This is a genomic window from Bacillus gaemokensis, assembly GCF_001590835.1.
Classification (GTDB): domain Bacteria; phylum Bacillota; class Bacilli; order Bacillales; family Bacillaceae_G; genus Bacillus_A; species Bacillus_A gaemokensis.
The window spans coordinates 309,426-330,047 of the sequence record NZ_LTAQ01000001.1 but is presented as its reverse complement, the minus strand read 5'-3'; the positions used below and the strand labels follow the sequence as shown (position 1 = coordinate 330,047).

Here is a 20,622-nt window from a genome sequence, read left to right as displayed (position 1 = left end):
GAGAAAAAGTGGGATAAGTCAGAAAATATTCATAGTTCGATCCAATTGTATGCTATTCTTTCTGGTATAGTAAAAGCGAAGGGGGAGAATAATATGTACACATTAAAGATTGTTTCAGATCGAGAAGCTGTTTATCAATTTGCAAGTTATGTAAGAGTGGTTCAAGGTGTGGAAGATGTATATGTGGAAATTGGGGAAGCTTTATATGAACATCCACTAATGAAGTTTTATGTACAGGTGAAGATTGAAGAGACATATGAAAAACAAAAAGTATTACAAGAAATCGCTCGTTTAGTAGAATTAGGACGTTTTACATATGTTCATTATAGAAATGAAGAGATTGAGAATGCATTTGAAGCCGTTAAATATGAAAGTTTTCGTAAGTAAGAAGGAAGCCGAAGCTTCCTTTTTTTATGGGTAAGAATATTTTATATACATGGAACAAAAAAATGCGGAATTTTGCTATGATAAGGAAGGGTGAGGAAAGGAGAGTTATTTGATGGGGTATATTGAAGAGTTAAGGGATTTGGTTGGTACAAGGCCGCTTATTCTTGTAGGATCCGCAGTGATTCTTTTAAATGAAAAACAAGAAGTGTTGCTTCAATATCGTTCAGATACATATGATTGGGGTGTACCAGGCGGTGCGATGGAGTTAGGAGAAACAACGGAAGAAACAGCTAGGCGAGAGTTGTTGGAAGAAACAGGATTAGAAGCGAAAGTATTACAGTTTCTTGGTGTTCTTTCTGGGAAAGATTTATATTATCGCTATCCAAATGGAGATGAAATTTATAATGTAATTCATCTGTATCAGGCGCATCATGTGAGTGGAGAAATGGAGCTAGATCAAGAAGGATTGGATCTTCGATATTTTTCTGCCGCAAAGTTACCGAATTTAAATAAAACAACAGAGAAAATTTTACAGAAATTCTTATACGCGTTAACAGAATAGAGGGGAAGATTCCCTCTATTTTTATTATATCAAATATTTTGATTTTTTAGTATGTTTGTAGTATGATAAATTCAGATATGCAACTTATGTTATTCCATCCAAAAACTTACTAGGGTACATAAGAGAGGGGCAAGTGCAAGATGCATAATGTTGTCATTACAGCTGCAGTTCGTTCACCAATTGGAACTTTTGGAGGGGCGCTTAAAAATGTAACGCCAGTAGAATTAGCTGTTCCTGTACTTCAAGAAGCTGTAAAAAGAGGTGGAGTGGAACCACATGAAGTTGATGAAGTAATTTTAGGTCATTGTATTCAAAGAACAGATGAAGCAAATACAGCGCGAACAGCTGCATTAGCAGCAGGATTTCCAGAAACGGTTACAGGTTATACGATTCAGCGTCAATGTTCTTCAGGTATGCAAGCAATTATGTCAGCAGCAATGCAAATTCAATTAGGTGTAAGTGAAGTTGTTATTGCGGGCGGAGTTGAAGCGATGAGTTCAAGTCCTTATGCATTAAAGCAACACCGATGGGGACAGCGTCTTCAGCATGGAGAAATTCGTGATACAGTATGGGAAGTTTTAGAAGATCCAATTCACCATATTATGATGGGAGAAACAGCAGAGAACTTAGTTGAACAATATGAGATTACAAGAGAGGAACAAGATGAGGTTGCACTGCGTAGTCATCAATTGGCGCTTCAGGCAATCGAATCAGGTTATTTTGATGAGCAAATTGTTCCGATTACAATAAAAGAACGTAGAAAAGAAGTAGTATTTACAAAGGATGAACATCCACGTGCGGATATTACAGCAGAAAAATTAGCAGGCTTAAAGCCAGCATTTCGTAAAGGTGGATCAGTAACTGCAGGGAATGCATCAGGTCTTAATGATGGAAGTGCAGTTCTAGTACTAATGAGTGAAGAAAAGGCTAAAGAAAAAGGTTTACAGCCGCTAGCAAGAATTGTTGGCTATTCTGTAGCGGGAGTAGATCCAAAGGTTATGGGAATTGGTCCAGCACCAGCAATTCGTAAAGGGTTAGAGAAAGTAAATTGGTCATTAGAAGATGCTGATTTATTTGAAATTAACGAAGCGTTTGCTGCACAATACTTAGCAGTTGAGAAAGAACTTGGTTTAAACCGTGAAAAAGTCAATGTCAATGGAAGCGGTGTGGGACTTGGGCATCCAATCGGTTGTACAGGAGCGCGGATTACGGTAAGTTTAATTCACGAATTAAAGCGAAGAGGTTTAGAGAAAGGTATCGCATCTCTGTGTGTTGGTGGTGGCATTGGAGTAGCGTTATTTATAGAAGCACTATAAAAAAAGAAGCAGCCCGCTGCTTCTTTTTTGTGGTTTCATATTATTTCTTTAGTTATTAATAAAATGTCATATATCTACAAGAACATGCTTGAATTAGGATTGAAATAAATGATGAAACAACCGATCGCGATTCTCGAAAAATAGTTTCATCGTTTGATAATGCTCAGTCTCCTCTAGTGTTGCTCCAGTGATTCCTTCTTGTGAGAAAGAATATATATTAGCTTGTGGATAGGCCATTAAAATAGGAGAGTGCGTTGCGATAATGAATTGTGATCCTTGCTGGGCTAATTCATGCATTCGAATGAGCATAGAAAGTTGTCTCATTGGAGATAAAGCTGCTTCAGGCTCATCTAAAATATATAAACCTTCGCCTGAAAACCGATTCATAAATAAAGAAAAGAATGATTCACCGTGTGATTGGTCGTGTAATGATATGCCACCATAGGAGTTAACTGCATCAACTTCATCTATGTAAGAAGCAACGTTATAAAATGACTCCGCACGTAGAAAGAATCCATCCTTTGGAGTAGAAAAGCTTTTTGCTACTCGAATATATTTGTGTAAGGATGAGTGTGAATCATGTGTAGCAAAACGGAAGTTTTTTGTCCCGCCTTCCGCATTAAATCCTAAAGCGATAGCAATCGCTTCTAATAATGTAGATTTTCCTGTTCCGTTCTCTCCGATTATAAATGTTACATTCGGATGAAAATCTAGTGAATGCAATGTTCGGATAGCAGGTAAGCAATATGGATAAACGGAAAAATTAGGGATACTTTCTTTTTGTAAGGAGACGCTTTTTACAAATGGTGTATGCTCATTCAAAATATAAACCTCAATTCATTGAAGATTTTGTTTCTAATATCGCAGCAAAACCTAGGCCTTCCCATCCATATGTATTTTTCGTTAAAGTAACAATGAATACTACGGCAATAAAACCTAATAGAGCCGGAATATACTTTATTATTTTTATATGTTTCCATAGAAGAAATCCAATGTACGTACTGATGAGAAGTATAGTAAGAATAATTAAAAAGGTGAGTATTAGTGACACATCTATCCCTCCCTATCTTTTAAACCTTACATAAAAAATTGTATCATTTAAAGTATAGATATTCCAATGTGAAAATAAGTATTGCATATAAAGAATTGATATCGTTATGATAGGTTATGTTCTATAAAGGCGAAGTTTTAAAATTTAGAAAGGAGTAAAATATGCCATTTACATTTGCGCACCCTGCGGCTGTTATTCCTTTTTGCAGGGGAAAATCTCAATATGTTTCAGTAACGGCGCTTGTATTAGGAAGTATGGCTCCGGATTTTGAATATTTTTTACATTTTAGGCCGTATGGTGTTATTGGGCATACATGGCTAGGATTTTTTATCTGAATATGCCGCTTGTTTTTATTATGGCGTATACATATCACTATATCTTAAAAAGACCATTTATAACATATTTACCGTATCCGTTTTCTACGTACTATCGGTATGTAGCAGAGGAAAAGTGTGGGCTTACTTCATGGAAAGATACTCTCGTTTTTCTTTATTCTGCGTTGTTGGGTATGCTGACTTGGGATTCATTTACTCATAAAACCGGTTATTTCGTTATGAATCTACGATTTTTACAGCAACATATATATTCGATACCAATATATAAATGTATGCAGCATGGGAGCGCGCTTATTGGATTGTTGTTACTTATGTATGTTCTTTGGAAATACCGAGATGTTCAGGAAAAAGTAGATAGAATTTCAGCAAGTAAAAAACGAGAATATTGGGGATGGTCGGCGGCTGCCTCGTTAGGAGTATTTATTGTTCATGCTTCATTAGATCCATATTTTCAAATTTTACAAATAGGGAGTATAATAGTATCCGGACTTACAAGTGTTTTTTGTGGGATTCTCATTGTTTCTATCATATACAAAGCAAGAGAAGAATCTAGTTAATATGAATGAGTGTGTTAGGAGTAAGAAGATGAAAGCATGGAAAAGTGTTTGTATTTTATGTAGTTTTCTCGTTATGCTAAGTGGTTGCTTCCATAAGGAAGAAAAAAAAGAAGCGAAGAAGAAAGAATCAATTCCAGAGACGACTGAATATGGCGGGAAAGAATTGAAAAAAGTTGGTCAAGCTGTTAAAGAAAAAGGCTGGGGCGTATTTAAATTAGAGCAATTGCAACATGTGAATCAAACGTTTGAAGTAGCTCCAATGAAAATTCATGTGCAAGATGTAAAAGTTATCTCATTATCACAAATGAGCGAAGAGGCAAAAGAGACATTGAAAGTTTATACGGCATTAAGCCCAGATGAAGTACAGCGTAGGCTCGGGGAGAAAGTTAGTCGTGAAGATGCTGAATTATATGCTTCATTAAGTGGAAAAACGATTGAAGATCATGTACGTTATGTTGAAATTTCATATAAAGTAGAAAATAGTGGAGACAAAGAAATGCAGTTTTTCTCCATGAATGACGTAACGGTTAATGAAACGCAGCAATTTAATGTACCGAAACAAAATTTCTTATATGAAGAGGATACACTTGTAGGCACAAAGAGTGTATCAAGGGCCGATTATAAACCAGGTGAAGCAAGAGACGGAATCATTGGATTAATACTCGAAGATGAGAAAAATGAGATCAAAAAAATAGCATTTACAACGGATATTCTGGCAACAGGTGATACACATGAAAACGTCGCAGAACCGCAAACATTTAACATCTCACTGTCTAAGTGAGATGTTTTTTTGTATAGAAAACGAACAAGGAATTTGTTGTATTACAACGAATATATATGCAAAGTACAAGGGAGGAAAAGAGATGGAAAAAAGATGTTATGAATGCGGAAGCCAAGAGATAGAAAAAGGAACAGTGGCACTGAATCAAGAAGGAGAATTTATTTTATTTGTACAAACAGTCGCGGAGATAGAGTTTTGTAAAAAATGTGGTGCTGTTCTCACGATAAAAGGAGAAAATCCTAGTTATCAAGGTTAGTGAGTGAAATGAAAAGCGTCATATTGTGCATAAAAAAACAAACGGCGAGTTTTACGTATTTGCCGACTGTTTTTTTTGTTCTTCTATATATGTTTTTACAGTTTGTAATTGCTTAGAAATTCGAAATGCTTCTTTTTGCTCCTGAAATTGTTTTTCACTATAAGGACCAAAACGCCGATTGTTATTCATATCAATAATCCAATAATGCTCGTTCTGCTTATTTGTAATACCGGCATCTGGATTATTTGGATCTGATTTTTCTTCAATTTGTTTTGCAATAATGTATAGATCGTCCCATGCAATTTCTACAATTTTAGCTGGAATATATTGCGTAGCGTATATAGCGTCCTGTTTTGGGAAAATTTCATATGCATTTCCGGAAGTATTTATTAGTTCATATTCGTCATTAATGGTATAAGACGAATGATTAGAGTTTCCTGAGCAACCGGTCAACAATATGATAGCAAATAGAGTTATCCATCGCTTCAATATGAAAACCTCCTTATAATGCTGTTGTAACACATTGTACAAGAAAACGAATAGAAACGCCAATATATGAGTTGTTTACAATGTTTTTTAGAAATGGTACGATGAAACGGGTAAAGAAGGATACGAAGGAGTCGACATAAAATGAAGTTAAAGATGCATCGTCCAGCGGTGGTAATGAATCGCCTAGGTGCTTCCATTATCGATATGTTTTTAATCTCGGTTATGTACGGTGTGGTTGTGGCTATTATAACAGGAAACTATGGCGCCATTTTTAATCGTTTTAATATAAGTTTAGGGGATTATCGATATGATCTTGCGCTTGTTTTTATACTAATGGTTATATATTTTATTTTTGTACCATTGGTGTGGAAAGGTTGTACAATTGGTAAAAAACTAACACGGACAAGACTTATATCACTTGTGAATGAAAAGTTAACAATTAAAACTTTAACAGTACGATTCTTTGTATTGTTATTACCAAACATATTGTTACTTGGAATCCCCTCTATATGCAATGTATACATGATGTTGTTCCGTCAGGACAATAGTGGATTTCATGATTTAATTACAAAGACAAAAGTGATGAGTCTCGTGTGAATAATAATATTATGAAATAATAAAGTGAAACTTCCATAATGATGAAGGATGTTTTAAAAGAGTAAGCAGGGGCAAACTTTTTTAAAACATCCTATTTTTTTACTCAGCTATTTGCCGCTAGTAATACTGCAACAAAAAATACAAAAAGGACAGGAGTTTGGGGACGGGTAGGATTCTGATTAAAATAGATTGAAAATTAAGTTAATGATATAATAAATAAAATAGATGCAATATATAACAAGGGGGAGATCGGAATGACAGGAGGTAGTTTCATTTTGTGGGGGATACTTATTTTCATCGGTCTAGCTTTTGATCAATACAATAGCAAGAAGAAAGAGAAAATAAATAAGTAAACGCTTACGAATTGTGATATTAACTTTTCCTGCTTGCAGACTTATTGGAGAAAGGAGTATACTGAATGACGGTAAGACTTACAGAAGGGGTAATGATGATGAAGCTTGCAGGGAAAGTCGCTGTTGTAACAGGCGGTGGCATCGGTATTGGACGTAGTACAGCTCTTTTGTTGGCAGGGCAAGGTGCAAAAGTAATTGTGACGGATATTGATAAAGAAAATGGACAAGCAACAGTAGATGAAATTGTAGATTTAGGTGGAGAGGCATTTTTTGTTACTCATGATATGGGAAAACAAGGAGATTGGCAACATGTTATTGGAGTTGCTATTGAAGCTTACAATCGAATTGATATGCTGTTTAATAACGCAGTTTTATATAAAATAGATTCTATTTTCTCTCGTCAACAAGGGAACGATTCCAATGTACTTTGTATTAATGATGTTTGGATAGAAATAAAACAATTGACGTCATCTTTTATGAAACAGCAAGAAGAAGTGATGTTAAGTGATTTACCTATTTTTGGTATAATTAGTGCGAAGAACTCATCATTTCATACAGTAGAAACCCTAGTATAATAGTTGAAAACCGCCCTCAAGTTGGGACGGTTTTTTTGTTTTCATAAAGGAAAAGTATTTTTAGCGAATCCGTTTTTCGGTCTTACTATCAAAGAAATGCGCCTTATTCATATCAAATGCAAGTTTGATTTGATCACCATGTGCAAAAGTATGTCTTGCGTCAATGCGCGCTGCGAAATCTTGATTTCCAAGTTTCATATATAGAATAGATTCTGCACCTAAAAGTTCTGCGACTTCAATTTGTGTTGTGAAACTTGTATCTTGCGATGCCTCTAAAAATAAAAGTTCATCATGGATGTCTTCTGGACGAATTCCTAATACAATCTCTTGATTTACATAGCCTTGTTCACGTAATAATTTCATTTTTCCTTCAGCTACTTTAATCTTTATCTTATTATCTATAATAAAGTCTTGTTCTGTTAATTTACCATGGAAAAAGTTCATTGCAGGTGAGCCGATAAATCCGCCAACGAAAATATTTTCTGGTGTTTCATATACTTCTTTTGGCGAGCCAATTTGTTGGATTTTCCCGTCTTTCATAACGACAAGTCGTGATGCCATAGTCATTGCTTCGGTTTGGTCATGTGTTACATAAATTGTTGTTGTACCAAGTCGTTGATGTAGTTTAGAGATTTCTGAGCGCATCGCGACACGTAATTTCGCATCTAAATTCGATAAAGGCTCGTCCATTAAGAAAACCTTTGCATCACGGACAATTGCACGCCCTAATGCAACACGCTGCCGTTGTCCACCGGATAATGCTTTTGGTTTTCGGTTTAAATATTCCTCAAGTCCTAAAATTCGAGCCGCATCGTTTACACGGCGATCGATTTCGTCTTTTTGTATTTTACGAAGCTTTAAGCCGAATGCCATATTATCATATACACTCATATGTGGGTAAAGAGCGTAGTTTTGGAAAACCATAGCGATATCTCGATCTTTTGGAGGAATATCATTCATTACTTTACCATCAATTGAAAATTCCCCTTTTGAAATATCTTCGAGCCCAGCTACCATTCGTAATGTTGTTGATTTCCCGCATCCAGATGGACCAACGAATACGATAAATTCTTTATCTTGAATGTGTAAATTAAAGTCTGTTACTGCTGTTACGGTATTATCATATATTTTATAAATATTTTCTAACTTTAGTTCTGCCATGACTTTTCCCCCTAGAAAAAATTATGCAAACGTTTTCTTTGAATTTATTATAAACGAATGAATTCAAAAAATAAATAAAAAGGAACAAAAAAATAAAACGTTTTCATAAACTGTGTGGAATGGCTAGTAAAATCGTCTTAAATAGATTATAAAAAAATGTAAGCGCTATTTTCATTTCTTTTAAAATCTGTTATCATTCACTAATGAAAACGTTTGCGCCTGATTTTTCAATTATATAACGAAATGGGGTAGCATGATGACAAAGCAATGGTGGAAAGAAAGTGTTGTATATCAAATTTATCCGCGTAGTTTTATGGATAGTAATGGTGATGGAATTGGTGATCTTCGCGGAATTATTTCAAAGCTTGATTATTTAAAGAAACTAGGTATAGATGTAATCTGGTTATCGCCAGTTTATGAATCTCCTAATGATGATAATGGCTATGATATTAGTGATTATCAAAAAATCATGGATGAGTTTGGGACGATGAACGATTGGGATGAATTATTAAGCGAAATGCATACGCGTAATATGAAATTAATGATGGATTTAGTTGTTAACCATACTTCTGATGAACATAATTGGTTTATCGAATCTCGTAAATCAAAAGATAATCTATATCGAGATTACTATATTTGGCGTCCTGGGAAGGAAGGAAAAGAGCCAAATAACTGGGGAGCAGCTTTTAGTGGATCTGCATGGCAGTATGATGAAGCGACGGATGAATATTATTTGCATTTGTTTTCTAAAAAACAACCTGATTTAAACTGGGACAACGAACGAGTACGAAAAGATATTTATGAAATGATGAAGTTTTGGCTTGAAAAAGGAATTGATGGTTTCCGTATGGATGTGATTAACTTTATTTCGAAAGAAGAAGGGTTTCCAGCTGTGAAGACAGAGGAAAAAGGTTATGTATCCGGACATCAACACTTTATGAATGGACCAAATATCCATACGTATTTACATGAAATGAATCAGGAAGTACTGTCCCAATATGATATTATGACAGTTGGCGAAATGCCTGGTGTAACAACGGAAGAAGCGAAACTTTACACAGCTGAAGATCGTCAAGAATTACAAATGGTATTTCAGTTTGAACATATGGATTTAGATTCTGGTGAGGGAGGAAAGTGGGACGTAAAGCCATGTTCACTTCTTACATTAAAGCAGAATTTAACAAAATGGCAAAAGGCATTAGAACAGACAGGATGGAATAGTTTATATTGGAATAATCATGATCAACCGCGTGTTGTTTCTCGTTTTGGTAATGATACAACCTATCGCACAGAATCAGCAAAAATGTTAGCGACGGTACTTCACATGATGAAAGGCACTCCTTATATTTATCAAGGAGAAGAAATTGGAATGACAAATGTTCACTTTGATTCAATTGATGAGTACCGTGATATTGAAACGCTAAATATGTACCGTGAAAAAGTAATCGAACATGGTGAAAATGAAGAAAAAGTAATGCAATCTATTTATATAAAAGGTCGAGATAACGCTAGAACACCGATGCAGTGGGATGCAAGTGAGTGTGCTGGGTTTACAACAGGCGAGCCATGGATTGGATTGAACCCTAATTACAAAGAAATTAATGTAGAACAAGCATTACAAGAAAAAAATTCAATTTTTTATTATTACAAGAAGTTGATTGAGCTCCGTAAAAAACATGAAATGATTATATATGGAACATATGACTTAATTTTAGAAGAACACCCATCTATTTTTGCTTATGTGCGAACCTGGAAAGATGAGAAATTACTTGTCATCGCGAACTTTACTGAAGATGTGTGTGTATTTGAACTGCCGGAGGAGATAGCTTATAGTAGTTCAGAATTATTGATACACAATTATGATGTGCAAGAGGTAACGATTGAGAGTATCTCTTTACAGCCATATGAAACGAGAGTATATATAGTGAAATAAGCAATATATAGGTAGGAAATGGAGGGACTTGGGAACGGGTTCCTCTTTTTTATTAGAAGTATACAAAAGAAGATATTTCTTCTGAGGAAATTCTAGATAAATATCGATCGCAGTTTCCTGGAAATTCATCACTTGTTGCTCGGTTAGAATAGCAAGTAGCGATGGGGGGAGTATGTTGGTACATAAAAACGATACATTGGATTGTAAATTATGGAATGCAACATATCTCTGTTTCAAAAGAATGGTTACCGAATATGATAGAATCGTTAGAACGTTTGTTACTTCATTTGGAGTAAAATCGAAAAGCCTTGTTTTTACGCAAGGCTTTTTCGTTTTACCATTTCAAAATTGAAAATTCGTACGGTGGAAGTGTAACTTGTAATGAATTCGCTTCCGCTGAAAATTCTTCTTTTGTATATAGGTTTACGATTTTTTTACTAGAGATTTCAAATGGTATAGGAGCTGTGATTTGATGATTTGTCGGGTTTAAAACAAAGAAGATTGTTTCATTCCCGTGTGTTTTCGTATAAGAAATATAACCCTGTTCATCGTTTGCTTCAATACATTGGAATTTCCCATGTCCACCAAATGCTTTATATTGTTTACGTAATGAAATTAGTGTTTGGATATGCGTAAGTAATGTTTTATCTTGTTTATCTTCATCCCAAACCATGCATTTTCGGCAATCTGGGTCCATTCCACCATCCATGCCGATTTCATCACCATAATAAATGCATGGTGAACCGATGAATGAAAGATGGAATACATAAAGTAGTTTCACTTTATCTTTATTTCCGTTACAGATTGTTAAAACTCTCGGTGTATCATGACTGTCTAATAGATGAAAAGCAGCTTCGTTTACGTTCATGGAATAGGAGTGAAGGGATGCTGTGATTTGCTCCATAAATTCACTTGCCCGAATCGTTTCATTTGCAAAATAAGAAAGGAGAGCATTTGTAACAGGATAACTCATGACAGCATCAAATTGATCGCCTTGTAGCCACGGGAGTGCGTCATGCCAAATTTCTCCTAAAATATAGACTTCAGGGTTGATTGCTTTTATTTCACTACGGAACTCTCTCCAAAAGCTATGATCGACTTCATTTGCTACATCAAGGCGCCAGCCGTCAATATGAAATTCCCGTACCCAATAACGCCCTACTTCGAGTAAGTATTCTTTTACATCTGGATGAGCTGTATTTAATTTTGGCATATAGGGTGTAAAGGCAAAGGTATCATAATTAGGAAGTGGCTCTGTTACAATTGGAAACTCGTGCATATGAAACCAATCGGTATAAATGGATTGATCGCCTTTCTCTAACACATCTTGAAACTTATCGAAAAAGTATCCACTATGATTAAAAACAGCATCTAACATGATTTTTATACCACGCTCATGGCACGCGTTAACAAGTTTTCTGAACGTTTCCTTCGTCCCAAATTGCGGATCAATTTCCATGTAGTCAATTGTGTCATATTTATGATTGGAGTGTGCTGTGAAAATGGGAGTGAAGTAAATACCAGAAATGCCGAGTTTTGCAAGATAATCAAGGTGCTGAATGATCCCAGCGAAATCTCCGCCAAAAAAATTAGTAGCCGTTGGATCAGTACTTCCCCAAGGGAGTGTGTCTACTGGATTACATGAAGGATCTTCATTAGCAAAGCGCTCCGGGAAGATTTGATACCATACTGTATCTTTTATCCATGAAGGAGCTGTAAAAACATCTTTTTCATGAATAAACGGGAAACAAAAAAAGTTGCCAACATCATCATTTGGTATTTCAGAGAAAAAGCCACGTTCTGTATAAATAATTGTTTCTGTATTATTTTTTAATTCAAACCCATATCGTAAGCGCTTAAATTTTGGTTCGATTGAAACGAACCAATAATCAAATAAATCTGTTGAACTGCTTTTTTCCATTGGTATGTTTGCTGTAATCCATTTCCCATCTTGCCATTCATAAGGATCGCCATAAACCAATAAGATTCCATCTACATCATTTTTTTTCGTACGTAGCCGAATATGAAGTGCTCTTTCATTGTAAGCGTATGCGTAATTATCTTTCGGCCTATGGTATATTGCTTCTTTAAACATATAAAACATCTCCCTTCGATTTATCTATAAATAAGAATATATTGCAAACGATTGCCTTTTACATAACTTTAATGTTGCTTATAAGGGTAGTATTCATTTCGTATAAAGTCAATGGATATAAAGTATATCATCATAATTTTTTTGAAAAATAAAGAAAGATAATAGTTGCAAAACGAATAAAAGAATGTATAATGATAGACAAATAGCGCAAACGTTTTCATAGATTGGAAGATCGTTTGCGCTTCTATTAAATCAATCAGTGTAAACGTTTTCATTTTTAAGTCAGTACATATATAACTTAGGGAGGTTTTGAGGGTGAAGAAAGCATTATCATTATTAACAGTTTCGGCTTTAGCAATTGGTATGTTATCGGCATGTGGTCCGAAAGATTCCGGGAAAAAGGAAGCAAGTAAAGAGAAGAAGGATTATGATCTTCTTGTTTGGGAAGACCTCAAAAAAGGTGTTGCATTAGAACCAGCAGTAAAGAGCTTTGAAAAGAAATATAACGTGAAAGTAAAAGTGGCTGAAATTCAAATGACAGATCAAACAAAAAAACTACGTTTGGATGGTCCAGCAGGTACCGGGCCTGACGTTGTAACATTACCGCATGATCATATTGGAAATGTGGTTACTGAAGGTTTAATTGATGAAGTAAAAGTTGATGATGCTGTAAAGAGTAAGTTTACTGATTTATCTATAGAAGCTCAAACATATAAAGGTAAATTATATGGTTTACCAAAGGCAATTGAGACACCTGTATTTATTTATAATAAAAAGCTTATGCCAAAGGCACCAGAAACAATGGATGAGTTATATAATTTCTCGAAAGATTTCACAAAGAATGGTAAGTATGGCTTTTTAGCATTAGGAGATAATTTGTATTTTGCGAATGCATTTATGGCTGGTATGGGAGGATATGTATTTGGTGAGAAAGATGGTAAGCCGAATACAGCTGATATTGGATTAAATAGTAGTGGCGCAGTACAAGGGATGGAATATATTCAAAAATGGTATAAGGAGAATTTATTCCCAAAAGGTATTATTGGTGAATCTGGTGGGGCAGCTGCTGATGGATTGTTTAATGAAGGAAAAGCTGCATCCATTATGAACGGTCCTTGGGCATTTCAAGCTATGGAAAAAAACGGAATTGATTATGGTGTAGCCCCGATGCCGAAATTACCAAATGGACAGCCGATGAAAACTTTTGTTGGTGTAAAAGGTTGGCATGTAACGAGTTTCTCAAAAAATAAAGATTTAGCAACGAAATTTGTTGATTGGGTAACAAATGAAGAAAATGCCAAAATTCGTTATGAAAAATCAAAAGAAATTCCTCCTGTAAAATCAGTAATGGAAGATCCGATCATTAAAGACAGTGAAGCTGCAAAGGCAATAACTACACAGGCTGAGACAGGTATTCCGATGCCGAATATTCCAGAAATGCAAGAAGTATGGGAACCTTCAAGATTTGCATTAGAGTTACTTGCAGCTGGAAAACAAGAACCAAAAGCAGCACTTGATGAAGCTGTGAAACAAATTAAAGGCAACATTGAAGCAAACCATAGTAAGAAAAAATAAGACGGAATTCGTATCTCTTATAAAGGAGAGATACGGATTCTCCTCCTTCCAAGGGGAAGAAAAAAGGGGGAAAAAATATGCAAACATCCATTGAACCAACGCAAGAAGTGAATGGTTTAAAACACCGCAAAACAGCCGCGATGTTGTCGATCATTCCAGGGGTTGGCCAAATATACAACAAACAATATGTAAAAGCTTTTATCTTTCTTGTATTAACAGGTTCATTTGTTGTAGCATTTGCTGATTTGTTAAATATGGGATTGTGGGGAATTGTAACGCTCGGTACAGAAGTTTCTCGGGACCATTCTATTTTTCTATTAGTGGAAGGGATTTTAGCGCTCATTGTTATTGCATTTGGGCTAGGCATATACTCTTTTAACTTATATGATGCCTATCAAAATGGGAAAAAGCGTGATATAGGAATACCATTAAATTCTGTGAAAGAACAATACCGTAATTTATTAGATCAAGGTTTTCCATATTTGATGGTTTCCCCAGGCTTTCTGTTACTGGTCTTTGTAGTCGTGTTTCCAATTATTTTCGTATTCTTAATTGGATTTACAAACTATGATTTATATCATTCACCGCCTGCGAAATTAGTAGAGTGGGTTAGTTTTAAAAACTTTATTGATATTTTTACATTACCAATGTGGAGAGATACATTTTTAAGTGTATTCGCATGGACAGTGATTTGGACGTTTGTTGCAACGACATTACAAGTAGCGCTTGGTATTTTCTTAGCGATATTAGTGAATCAGCCAGGTATTAAAGGGAAAGCAGTGATTCGTACAATCTTTATTTTACCGTGGGCGGTTCCAGCATTCGTATCCATTCTTGTTTTTGCTGGTATGTTTAATGAGTCGTTTGGAGCAATTAACAATCAAGTGTTAGCTCTATTTGGAATCGAAAAAATTGCTTGGATGACAGATCCGTTTTGGGCAAAAATCGCTTTGATTTTCATTCAAACATGGCTTGGTTTCCCGTTTATTTTTGCGATGACAACAGGTATATTACAATCGATTCCAGGGGAATTGTATGAAGCAGCTACAGTAGATGGAGCCACCGCTTGGCAACAATTTCGTAAAATTACATTGCCGCTCGTTCTATATGCAACAGCGCCAATCTTAATTACACAATATACGTTTAATTTTAATAACTTCAGTATTATTTATCTGTTTAATAGCGGAGGACCTGCTGTGTCAGGACAAAATGCAGGTGGAACGGATATTTTAATTTCCTGGATTTATAAATTAACGATGACATCAGCACAATACGGAAAAGCAGCAGCACTTACGATGATTTTATCGTTAATCGTTATTTCAGTTGCTTTATGGCAATTTAAAAGAACAAAATCATTCCAAGAAGAGGATATGATGTAAATGAATATAAAACGACAGAAGATGTTACGTCTTTCATTAAGTTATTTCGTAATTTTCATAATGTGTGTCATTATTTTCTATCCATTATTATGGATTGTTGGCTCATCGTTTAATCCAGGAGATAGCTTATCAGGATCAAGTATTATTCCTAAAAATGCAACGTTAGATCATTATCGAGATCTACTAGACCTTGATAAAAGTAATTATTTACTTTGGTACAAAAATACACTGAAAGTCAGTGTGTTGACGATGATTTTCTCTGTACTATCTATTAGTTTTACTGCTTATGCGTTTTCAAGATATCGTTTTGTAGGAAGAAAGAATGGATTATTAACATTTTTAATTCTGCAAATGATTCCGAACTTTTCAGCATTAATTGCACTTTATGTATTAGCGCAGCTAACAGGGTTAATTGATACACATCTAGCGTTAATTTTAATTTATGTCGGTGGAGCCATTCCGATGAATACGTGGCTTATGAAAGGATACTTTGATACGATTCCAAAAGAATTAGATGAATCAGCTCGTATGGACGGAGCAGGACACTTCCGTATTTTCTGGCAAATTATTATGCCGCTTGCGAAACCAATCGTAGCAGTCGTAGCTTTATTTACCTTCATTGGTCCGTTTACAGATTTTATTTTGGCAAGTATCATTTTACGCACGCCGGAAAACTACACGTTAGCGGTTGGATTATATGAAATGGTAGCGAAAAAATTTGGTAACGAATTTACAACTTTTGCAGCGGGATCCGTATTAATTGCCATACCGATTTCAATTTTGTTCTTATCACTGCAAAAATATTTTATTTCTGGTTTAACAGCTGGAGGTACGAAAGGGTGAAAATGGGACATTATGTCCCATTTCTCTTTTTTAGGGAGAATTTTGATTCATATGACATCCTAAGGGAAAAGATGTGAAAAAAATAGTATATTATAGTATAGGAAAATAGGTCTATATCCCTTACAATACATGGAGAGGGAGAATATTCGTTTACATTAATATAATTTATTAGGAACGAAATAAGGTAATGGAGACTTTTGTTTTCTCCTACTACCTGCAGAATCGCAGGATAAAATAGATATGATTTGGCTGAAGAATTAGAAGAGAGGAGGGGGATTTATGACAGTTACAATTAAAGATGTAGCAAAAAAGGCAAATGTTGCACCATCCACTGTGTCGCGTGTAATTGCTGATAATCCAAGTATAAGTGAAAAAACAAAGCGTCGTGTCCGTAAAGTAATGAGCGAGCTAGGGTATCATCCGAATTTAAATGCGAGAAGCCTTGCGAATCAAACGACCAAAACGATCGGTCTTGTTATGCCGAGTTCTGCAAATAAAGCATTTCAAAATCCATTTTTCCCAGAAGTAATTCGAGGAATTAGTTCGTTTGCTCATGTTGAAGGCTATGCATTGTATATGTCAACTGGTGAAACAGAAGAAGAGATATTTAATGGTGTTGTGAAAATGGTACAAGGTCGTCAAATAGGAGGAATTATTCTTCTTTATTCGCGTGAAAACGATCGTATTATTCAATATTTAAATGAGCAAAATTTCCCATTTGTGTTAATTGGAAAACCATATGAAAGAAAAGATGAAATTACATATGTGGATAATGATAACTATACAGCTGCAAGAGAAGTAGCCGAATACTTCATTTCTCTTGGACATAAGCAAATTGCATTTATTGGTGGTGGATCTGATCTACTCGTTACAAAAGATCGTTTAGCCGGAATGAGCGATGCTTTAAAATTAGCTGATATTGTATTACCAGATGAGTATATTTTACATTTTGATTTTTCAAGAGAAAGTGGTCAGCAGGCCGTAGAAGAATTAATGGGACTCGAAAAACCACCGACGGCAATTATGGCGACAGATGATCTCATTGGTCTTGGGGTATTAAGTGCACTTGCCAAAAAAGGATTTGTTATACCGAAAGATGTTTCAATTGTAAGTTTTAATAATGCATTATTATCTGAGATCGCGAGCCCTCCACTTACAACAGTTGATGTGAATATTTATCAATTGGGATATGAAGCTGCAAAAGCTTTGGTGGATAAGGTTGAGCATTCTGAATCCATTTCGAAATGTATCATTATTCCACATAAATTATTGAAGCGTCAAACTTGTGATTATCATGCGTAAAAAAGCTAAGAGATTCATCTCTTAGCTTTTTTGTTTTAAAAATCCTTCTAAACGATCGCAGCCTTCTTTTAATGTTTCCATACTATAAGCGTATGAAAGACGGATATAGCCTTCGCCATATTCAGAGAATGCCGTTCCTGGAACAACAGCGAGTCCAGCTTCTTTGACAAGTTCAATGGCAAAATCAAATGATGAAGATGTGAGGTTTCCAATGTATGGGAATAAATAAAAAGCACCAGTTGGTTTCTCAACAGTTAAGCCCATTTGAATCAGTCTATTGTATACGTAATCACGGCGTTTTTTATATTGATGACGCATCATTTTCGGTGCATCCTTTGCGGCTGTTAATGCTTCAATTGCAGCGTATTGTGCAATTGAAGTGGCACATGTAACGTTATATTGATGAACTTTTAAAATATGCTGTGCTAAGTAGCTTGGAGCAAATAAAAGGCCAACGCGCCAGCCTGTCATTGAATGTGATTTTGATAATCCATTAATAACAATTGTTTTATCACGCATTTCTGGGAAATGTGCAATAGAGGTATGATTCTCCTCATATACAAGCTCGCTATAAATTTCATCAGAAAGAACGAAAATGTTTTTATCCTTTAAAACAGATACAATATCTGCTAGTTCTGCTTTCGATAGTGTCATACCAGTCGGATTAGAAGGATAAGGCAATACGATGCATCTTGTTTGATCTGTAATTGCATTTTGAATGGCTTCGGCTGTTAAGCGAAATCCAGTTTCGCGGACATCTACAAAAACAGGTATTGCACCACATAATCTAATAATAGGCTCGTAACCTGGATAAATAGGGGCAGGTAAAATGACTTCTGTTCCAGGTTCTAAAATGGTACGAAACGTAACATCGATTGCTTCGCTAGCGCCGATTGTAACGATTGTCTCGTTTTCTGGTGAATAGTGTAGATCATAATTTTCTTTTAGGAAATGACAAGCTGCCTTTCGTAATTCTAATAAACCAGCATTATGTGTATAGCTCGTATAGTTTTCTGTAATCGCACGCTTTGCAGCTTCTTTTACTAAAGAAGGTGTTGGGAAATCAGGTTGTCCAATTGTTAAAGAAATGAGATTGTCATAGTTTTGAATCATATTAGAGAACTGACGGATACCAGAAATTTGAATATCCTTCACTCTAGGATTAATAAATTGTTCCATTTTGTCTCCCTTTCTTCCATTGTAAAATTTATTTTATTTTACCATATTTTCATTCCTTTTGCTGTGAAGGTAGCTCATAAAAAAAAGTCGCTTGGCGCGACTTTTTTAATAACCATATTCCCAATCTATCTCATCTTCATTCCAAAGAACTGAAGATACTTTTCCAAGATACACAACCGATTCATTGACAGCGCATGTGCAATTTTCTTCTCCAGTTTTATCTTGTAATTCTTCGTATACTGATTTCTCCACATTTTCGAGAACGACCAAATTTTCCTCTTTTAAAACAAGCGTAGTTCCTGCCATATTTATCTTCCTCCTACTAAAATGATGATCACTTATTTGTAAACATAGATAGTATGGATTATATGCCGTATGTTGTTATAGTTGTCCGTTTCTTGGATTATTTTTATTTTATTTTTTAACCCGTATTCATTGTATCCTGCATCGTGGTAATTTGGTACAGGGTTTACAATCATTTCGGAAAGTTGTAACATTTCTTAACGATTATTCACAAATAATTTACAAAAATGTTAAGAAAAACCTAAATTTTAAAACAAAAGTGGCTGTAAAATGATATAATCATATCAAAATACATGTAGGAGTGAAAGGGTATGGAGCTAATCCGTGACTTAATGATTCAAGTTGCTATCATTATTTTGCCACTGTTTTTATATGAAGCGATTCGTCTAAATCGCTATCAAGACATGCTTCCAAAGCCCAATCGCTACTTTATAATGTTTTTATTTAGTATTACGCTTGTTTTCTCTATGACGTATCCAATTTGTTTTGTCTCTGTTTGTGGTTATAATTTTCATCAAATCCCAATCATTAGTGGTTTTTTGTACGGAGGTATTGCAGGTATCATTCCGGCTTTTATTTTTATTGTGTACGATTGGTTTTTAAATGGCCTTAATTGGATTCGGATAATAGAAGTTTTATGCTTAGCTATTATTCCATTATTATTATCGAAAAAATGGTCTGTCTTTCCAAGGGATAAAAAACTTATTTTGTCTTTTATGATCGCATCTTTATATGTGCTCGTTTGTCTAGTATTTGGAATGTTTGACGTACTACTAGAATCGGGGTTTACACCGCCTATGTCGCATTTATATAGTGGTTATATATTTGCTTCGCTTATTATGGTTATGACAATGGTATTTCAAGTGTATTTAACAGAGTATTTAAATGAAAATGCATTATTGCGTACGGAAATGCAAAAATCTGAAAAGCTCAATATTATCAGTGAATTAGCAGCAAGTGTAGCGCATGAAGTGCGAAATCCGCTTACAGTTGTTCGTGGTTTTATTCAGTTGTTAGAGAGCGCAGAAGATATGAAAAATAAAGATTATATGCGTCTTGTATTAGCTGAGTTGGACCGGGCTGAACAAATCATTTCAGATTATTTAAATTTAGCGAAGCCACAAATTGAGAAAAAGGAGCATATTTGTTTATCGGCACAGCTCATTGAAATGACTACTTTAATGTCATCATTTGCAGCGATGCAAGGTGTATATTTGCAGGTGGAAATTTCTGAGAATCTGTATACAATTGGTGATAAAACAAAATTGAAACAAGCAATTATGAACATTGTTAAAAACGGGATTGAAGCAATTCAAGGGAATAAAGGGTATTTAAAAGTAACCGCCATTCAAAAAGATGAAGTTATTGTGATACGGGTAAAAGATAGCGGCGTTGGAATGACGAAAGAACAGTTAGCAAGGCTTGGGCAGCCGTATTATTCATTAAAAGAAAAAGGAACAGGTTTAGGGCTTATGGTAACATTTAGTATTTTACAAGCACATAATGGCACGCTGGAATATAAAAGTGAGAGTGAAAAAGGGACAGAAGCGATTATTACATTACCAGCAGTTGGGAATAAGGAATAAAAGTTAC

The 20,622-nt window shown here is 35.2% G+C and carries 21 protein-coding genes and 1 pseudogene; 15 read left to right on the top strand and 7 right to left on the bottom strand.

The window, feature by feature from the left end; translation table 11 throughout:
- Positions 1–93 precede the first annotated feature (93 nt).
- The 3 genes from AZF08_RS01675 to AZF08_RS01665 all read left to right on the top strand — a co-directional run bounded on the left by AZF08_RS01675 (position 94) and on the right by AZF08_RS01665 (position 2,265).
- The gene (locus tag AZF08_RS01675; RefSeq protein ID WP_033672307.1) at positions 94–387 is read left to right on the top strand and encodes a DUF3928 family protein; all 294 of its coding nucleotides are present in this window, start codon (positions 94–96) and stop codon (positions 385–387) included.
- 112 nt (positions 388–499) lie between these two features.
- The gene (locus AZF08_RS01670; RefSeq protein WP_033672306.1) at positions 500–949 is read left to right on the top strand and encodes an NUDIX hydrolase; all 450 of its coding nucleotides are present in this window, start codon (positions 500–502) and stop codon (positions 947–949) included.
- A gap of 140 nt (positions 950–1,089) precedes the next feature.
- Positions 1,090–2,265, top strand: coding sequence for an acetyl-CoA C-acetyltransferase (locus tag AZF08_RS01665; protein ID WP_033672305.1), 1,176 nt, complete (start codon positions 1,090–1,092; stop codon positions 2,263–2,265).
- Between the two features lie 93 nt (positions 2,266–2,358).
- On the opposite strand, the gene AZF08_RS01660 is transcribed toward AZF08_RS01665, so the two are convergent.
- The gene (locus AZF08_RS01660) at positions 2,359–3,087 is read right to left on the bottom strand and encodes an AAA family ATPase (RefSeq protein WP_033672304.1); all 729 of its coding nucleotides are present in this window, start codon (positions 3,085–3,087) and stop codon (positions 2,359–2,361) included.
- A 10-nt stretch (positions 3,088–3,097) separates the two neighbouring features.
- Positions 3,098–3,316 (bottom strand): hypothetical protein, encoded by a 219-nt coding sequence (locus AZF08_RS01655; protein WP_033672303.1) that lies wholly within the window; start codon positions 3,314–3,316, stop codon positions 3,098–3,100.
- 161 nt (positions 3,317–3,477) lie between these two features.
- Between AZF08_RS01655 and AZF08_RS01650 the strand changes: the two are divergent.
- From AZF08_RS01650 to AZF08_RS30650, 3 genes and pseudogenes are all read left to right on the top strand, one after another.
- A pseudogene (locus AZF08_RS01650) lies at positions 3,478–4,208 on the top strand (DUF4184 family protein).
- A 28-nt stretch (positions 4,209–4,236) separates the two neighbouring features.
- The gene (locus tag AZF08_RS01645) at positions 4,237–4,989 is read left to right on the top strand and encodes a hypothetical protein (protein WP_033672302.1); all 753 of its coding nucleotides are present in this window, start codon (positions 4,237–4,239) and stop codon (positions 4,987–4,989) included.
- A gap of 82 nt (positions 4,990–5,071) precedes the next feature.
- The gene (locus AZF08_RS30650; protein WP_167332911.1) at positions 5,072–5,245 is read left to right on the top strand and encodes a hypothetical protein; all 174 of its coding nucleotides are present in this window, start codon (positions 5,072–5,074) and stop codon (positions 5,243–5,245) included.
- A 51-nt stretch (positions 5,246–5,296) separates the two neighbouring features.
- On the opposite strand, the gene AZF08_RS01640 is transcribed toward AZF08_RS30650, so the two are convergent.
- On the bottom strand, positions 5,297–5,734 hold the full coding sequence (locus AZF08_RS01640) for a DUF3997 domain-containing protein (RefSeq protein ID WP_033672301.1): 438 nt from the start codon (positions 5,732–5,734) through the stop codon (positions 5,297–5,299).
- A gap of 141 nt (positions 5,735–5,875) precedes the next feature.
- Between AZF08_RS01640 and AZF08_RS01635 the strand changes: the two genes are divergently transcribed.
- The 3 genes from AZF08_RS01635 to AZF08_RS01625 all read left to right on the top strand — a co-directional run bounded on the left by AZF08_RS01635 (position 5,876) and on the right by AZF08_RS01625 (position 7,259).
- Entirely contained in the window at positions 5,876–6,331 is a 456-nt protein-coding gene (locus AZF08_RS01635; protein ID WP_033672300.1) for an RDD family protein, read from the top strand.
- A gap of 254 nt (positions 6,332–6,585) precedes the next feature.
- Complete coding sequence (locus tag AZF08_RS01630) at positions 6,586–6,684, top strand: hypothetical protein (RefSeq protein ID WP_033672299.1); 99 nt, start codon at positions 6,586–6,588, stop codon at positions 6,682–6,684.
- Positions 6,685–6,749: 65 nt separating this feature from the next.
- Positions 6,750–7,259, top strand: coding sequence for an SDR family NAD(P)-dependent oxidoreductase (locus tag AZF08_RS01625; RefSeq protein WP_033672298.1), 510 nt, complete (start codon positions 6,750–6,752; stop codon positions 7,257–7,259).
- 60 nt (positions 7,260–7,319) lie between these two features.
- Here the strand turns inward: AZF08_RS01625 and AZF08_RS01620 are convergent, their stop codons facing one another.
- Entirely contained in the window at positions 7,320–8,420 is a 1,101-nt protein-coding gene (locus AZF08_RS01620) for an ABC transporter ATP-binding protein (RefSeq protein ID WP_033672297.1), read from the bottom strand.
- Positions 8,421–8,676: 256 nt separating this feature from the next.
- Between AZF08_RS01620 and AZF08_RS01615 the strand changes: the two genes are divergently transcribed.
- Positions 8,677–10,353 (top strand): glycoside hydrolase family 13 protein, encoded by a 1,677-nt coding sequence (locus AZF08_RS01615; RefSeq protein ID WP_033672296.1) that lies wholly within the window; start codon positions 8,677–8,679, stop codon positions 10,351–10,353.
- Between the two features lie 334 nt (positions 10,354–10,687).
- On the opposite strand, the gene AZF08_RS01610 is transcribed toward AZF08_RS01615, so the two are convergent.
- On the bottom strand, positions 10,688–12,448 hold the full coding sequence (locus tag AZF08_RS01610) for an alpha-glycosidase (protein WP_033672295.1): 1,761 nt from the start codon (positions 12,446–12,448) through the stop codon (positions 10,688–10,690).
- A gap of 315 nt (positions 12,449–12,763) precedes the next feature.
- Between AZF08_RS01610 and AZF08_RS01605 the strand changes: the two genes are divergently transcribed.
- The 4 genes from AZF08_RS01605 to AZF08_RS01590 all read left to right on the top strand — a co-directional run bounded on the left by AZF08_RS01605 (position 12,764) and on the right by AZF08_RS01590 (position 17,547).
- Positions 12,764–14,023 (top strand): sugar ABC transporter substrate-binding protein, encoded by a 1,260-nt coding sequence (locus tag AZF08_RS01605; protein WP_033672294.1) that lies wholly within the window; start codon positions 12,764–12,766, stop codon positions 14,021–14,023.
- Positions 14,024–14,100: 77 nt separating this feature from the next.
- Positions 14,101–15,402: a carbohydrate ABC transporter permease gene (locus AZF08_RS01600; protein WP_033672293.1), complete on the top strand. Its 1,302-nt coding sequence runs from the start codon at positions 14,101–14,103 to the stop codon at positions 15,400–15,402.
- On the top strand, positions 15,403–16,245 hold the full coding sequence (malD, locus tag AZF08_RS01595; protein WP_033672292.1) for a maltosaccharide ABC transporter permease MalD: 843 nt from the start codon (positions 15,403–15,405) through the stop codon (positions 16,243–16,245).
- Between the two features lie 279 nt (positions 16,246–16,524).
- Entirely contained in the window at positions 16,525–17,547 is a 1,023-nt protein-coding gene (locus AZF08_RS01590; RefSeq protein WP_033672291.1) for a LacI family DNA-binding transcriptional regulator, read from the top strand.
- Between the two features lie 21 nt (positions 17,548–17,568).
- On the opposite strand, the gene AZF08_RS01585 is transcribed toward AZF08_RS01590, so the two are convergent.
- Both AZF08_RS01585 and AZF08_RS01580 read right to left on the bottom strand, forming a co-directional pair.
- A complete protein-coding gene (locus AZF08_RS01585; protein ID WP_033672290.1) occupies positions 17,569–18,726 on the bottom strand; it encodes an aminotransferase A in 1,158 nt (385 codons plus the stop codon).
- A gap of 105 nt (positions 18,727–18,831) precedes the next feature.
- Positions 18,832–19,032: a hypothetical protein gene (locus tag AZF08_RS01580; protein WP_033672289.1), complete on the bottom strand. Its 201-nt coding sequence runs from the start codon at positions 19,030–19,032 to the stop codon at positions 18,832–18,834.
- Positions 19,033–19,340: 308 nt separating this feature from the next.
- Between AZF08_RS01580 and AZF08_RS01575 the strand changes: the two genes are divergently transcribed.
- Positions 19,341–20,615, top strand: a complete 1,275-nt coding sequence (locus tag AZF08_RS01575; RefSeq protein ID WP_033672288.1) for a sensor histidine kinase — start codon at positions 19,341–19,343, stop codon at positions 20,613–20,615.
- Positions 20,616–20,622: the final 7 nt, after the last annotated feature.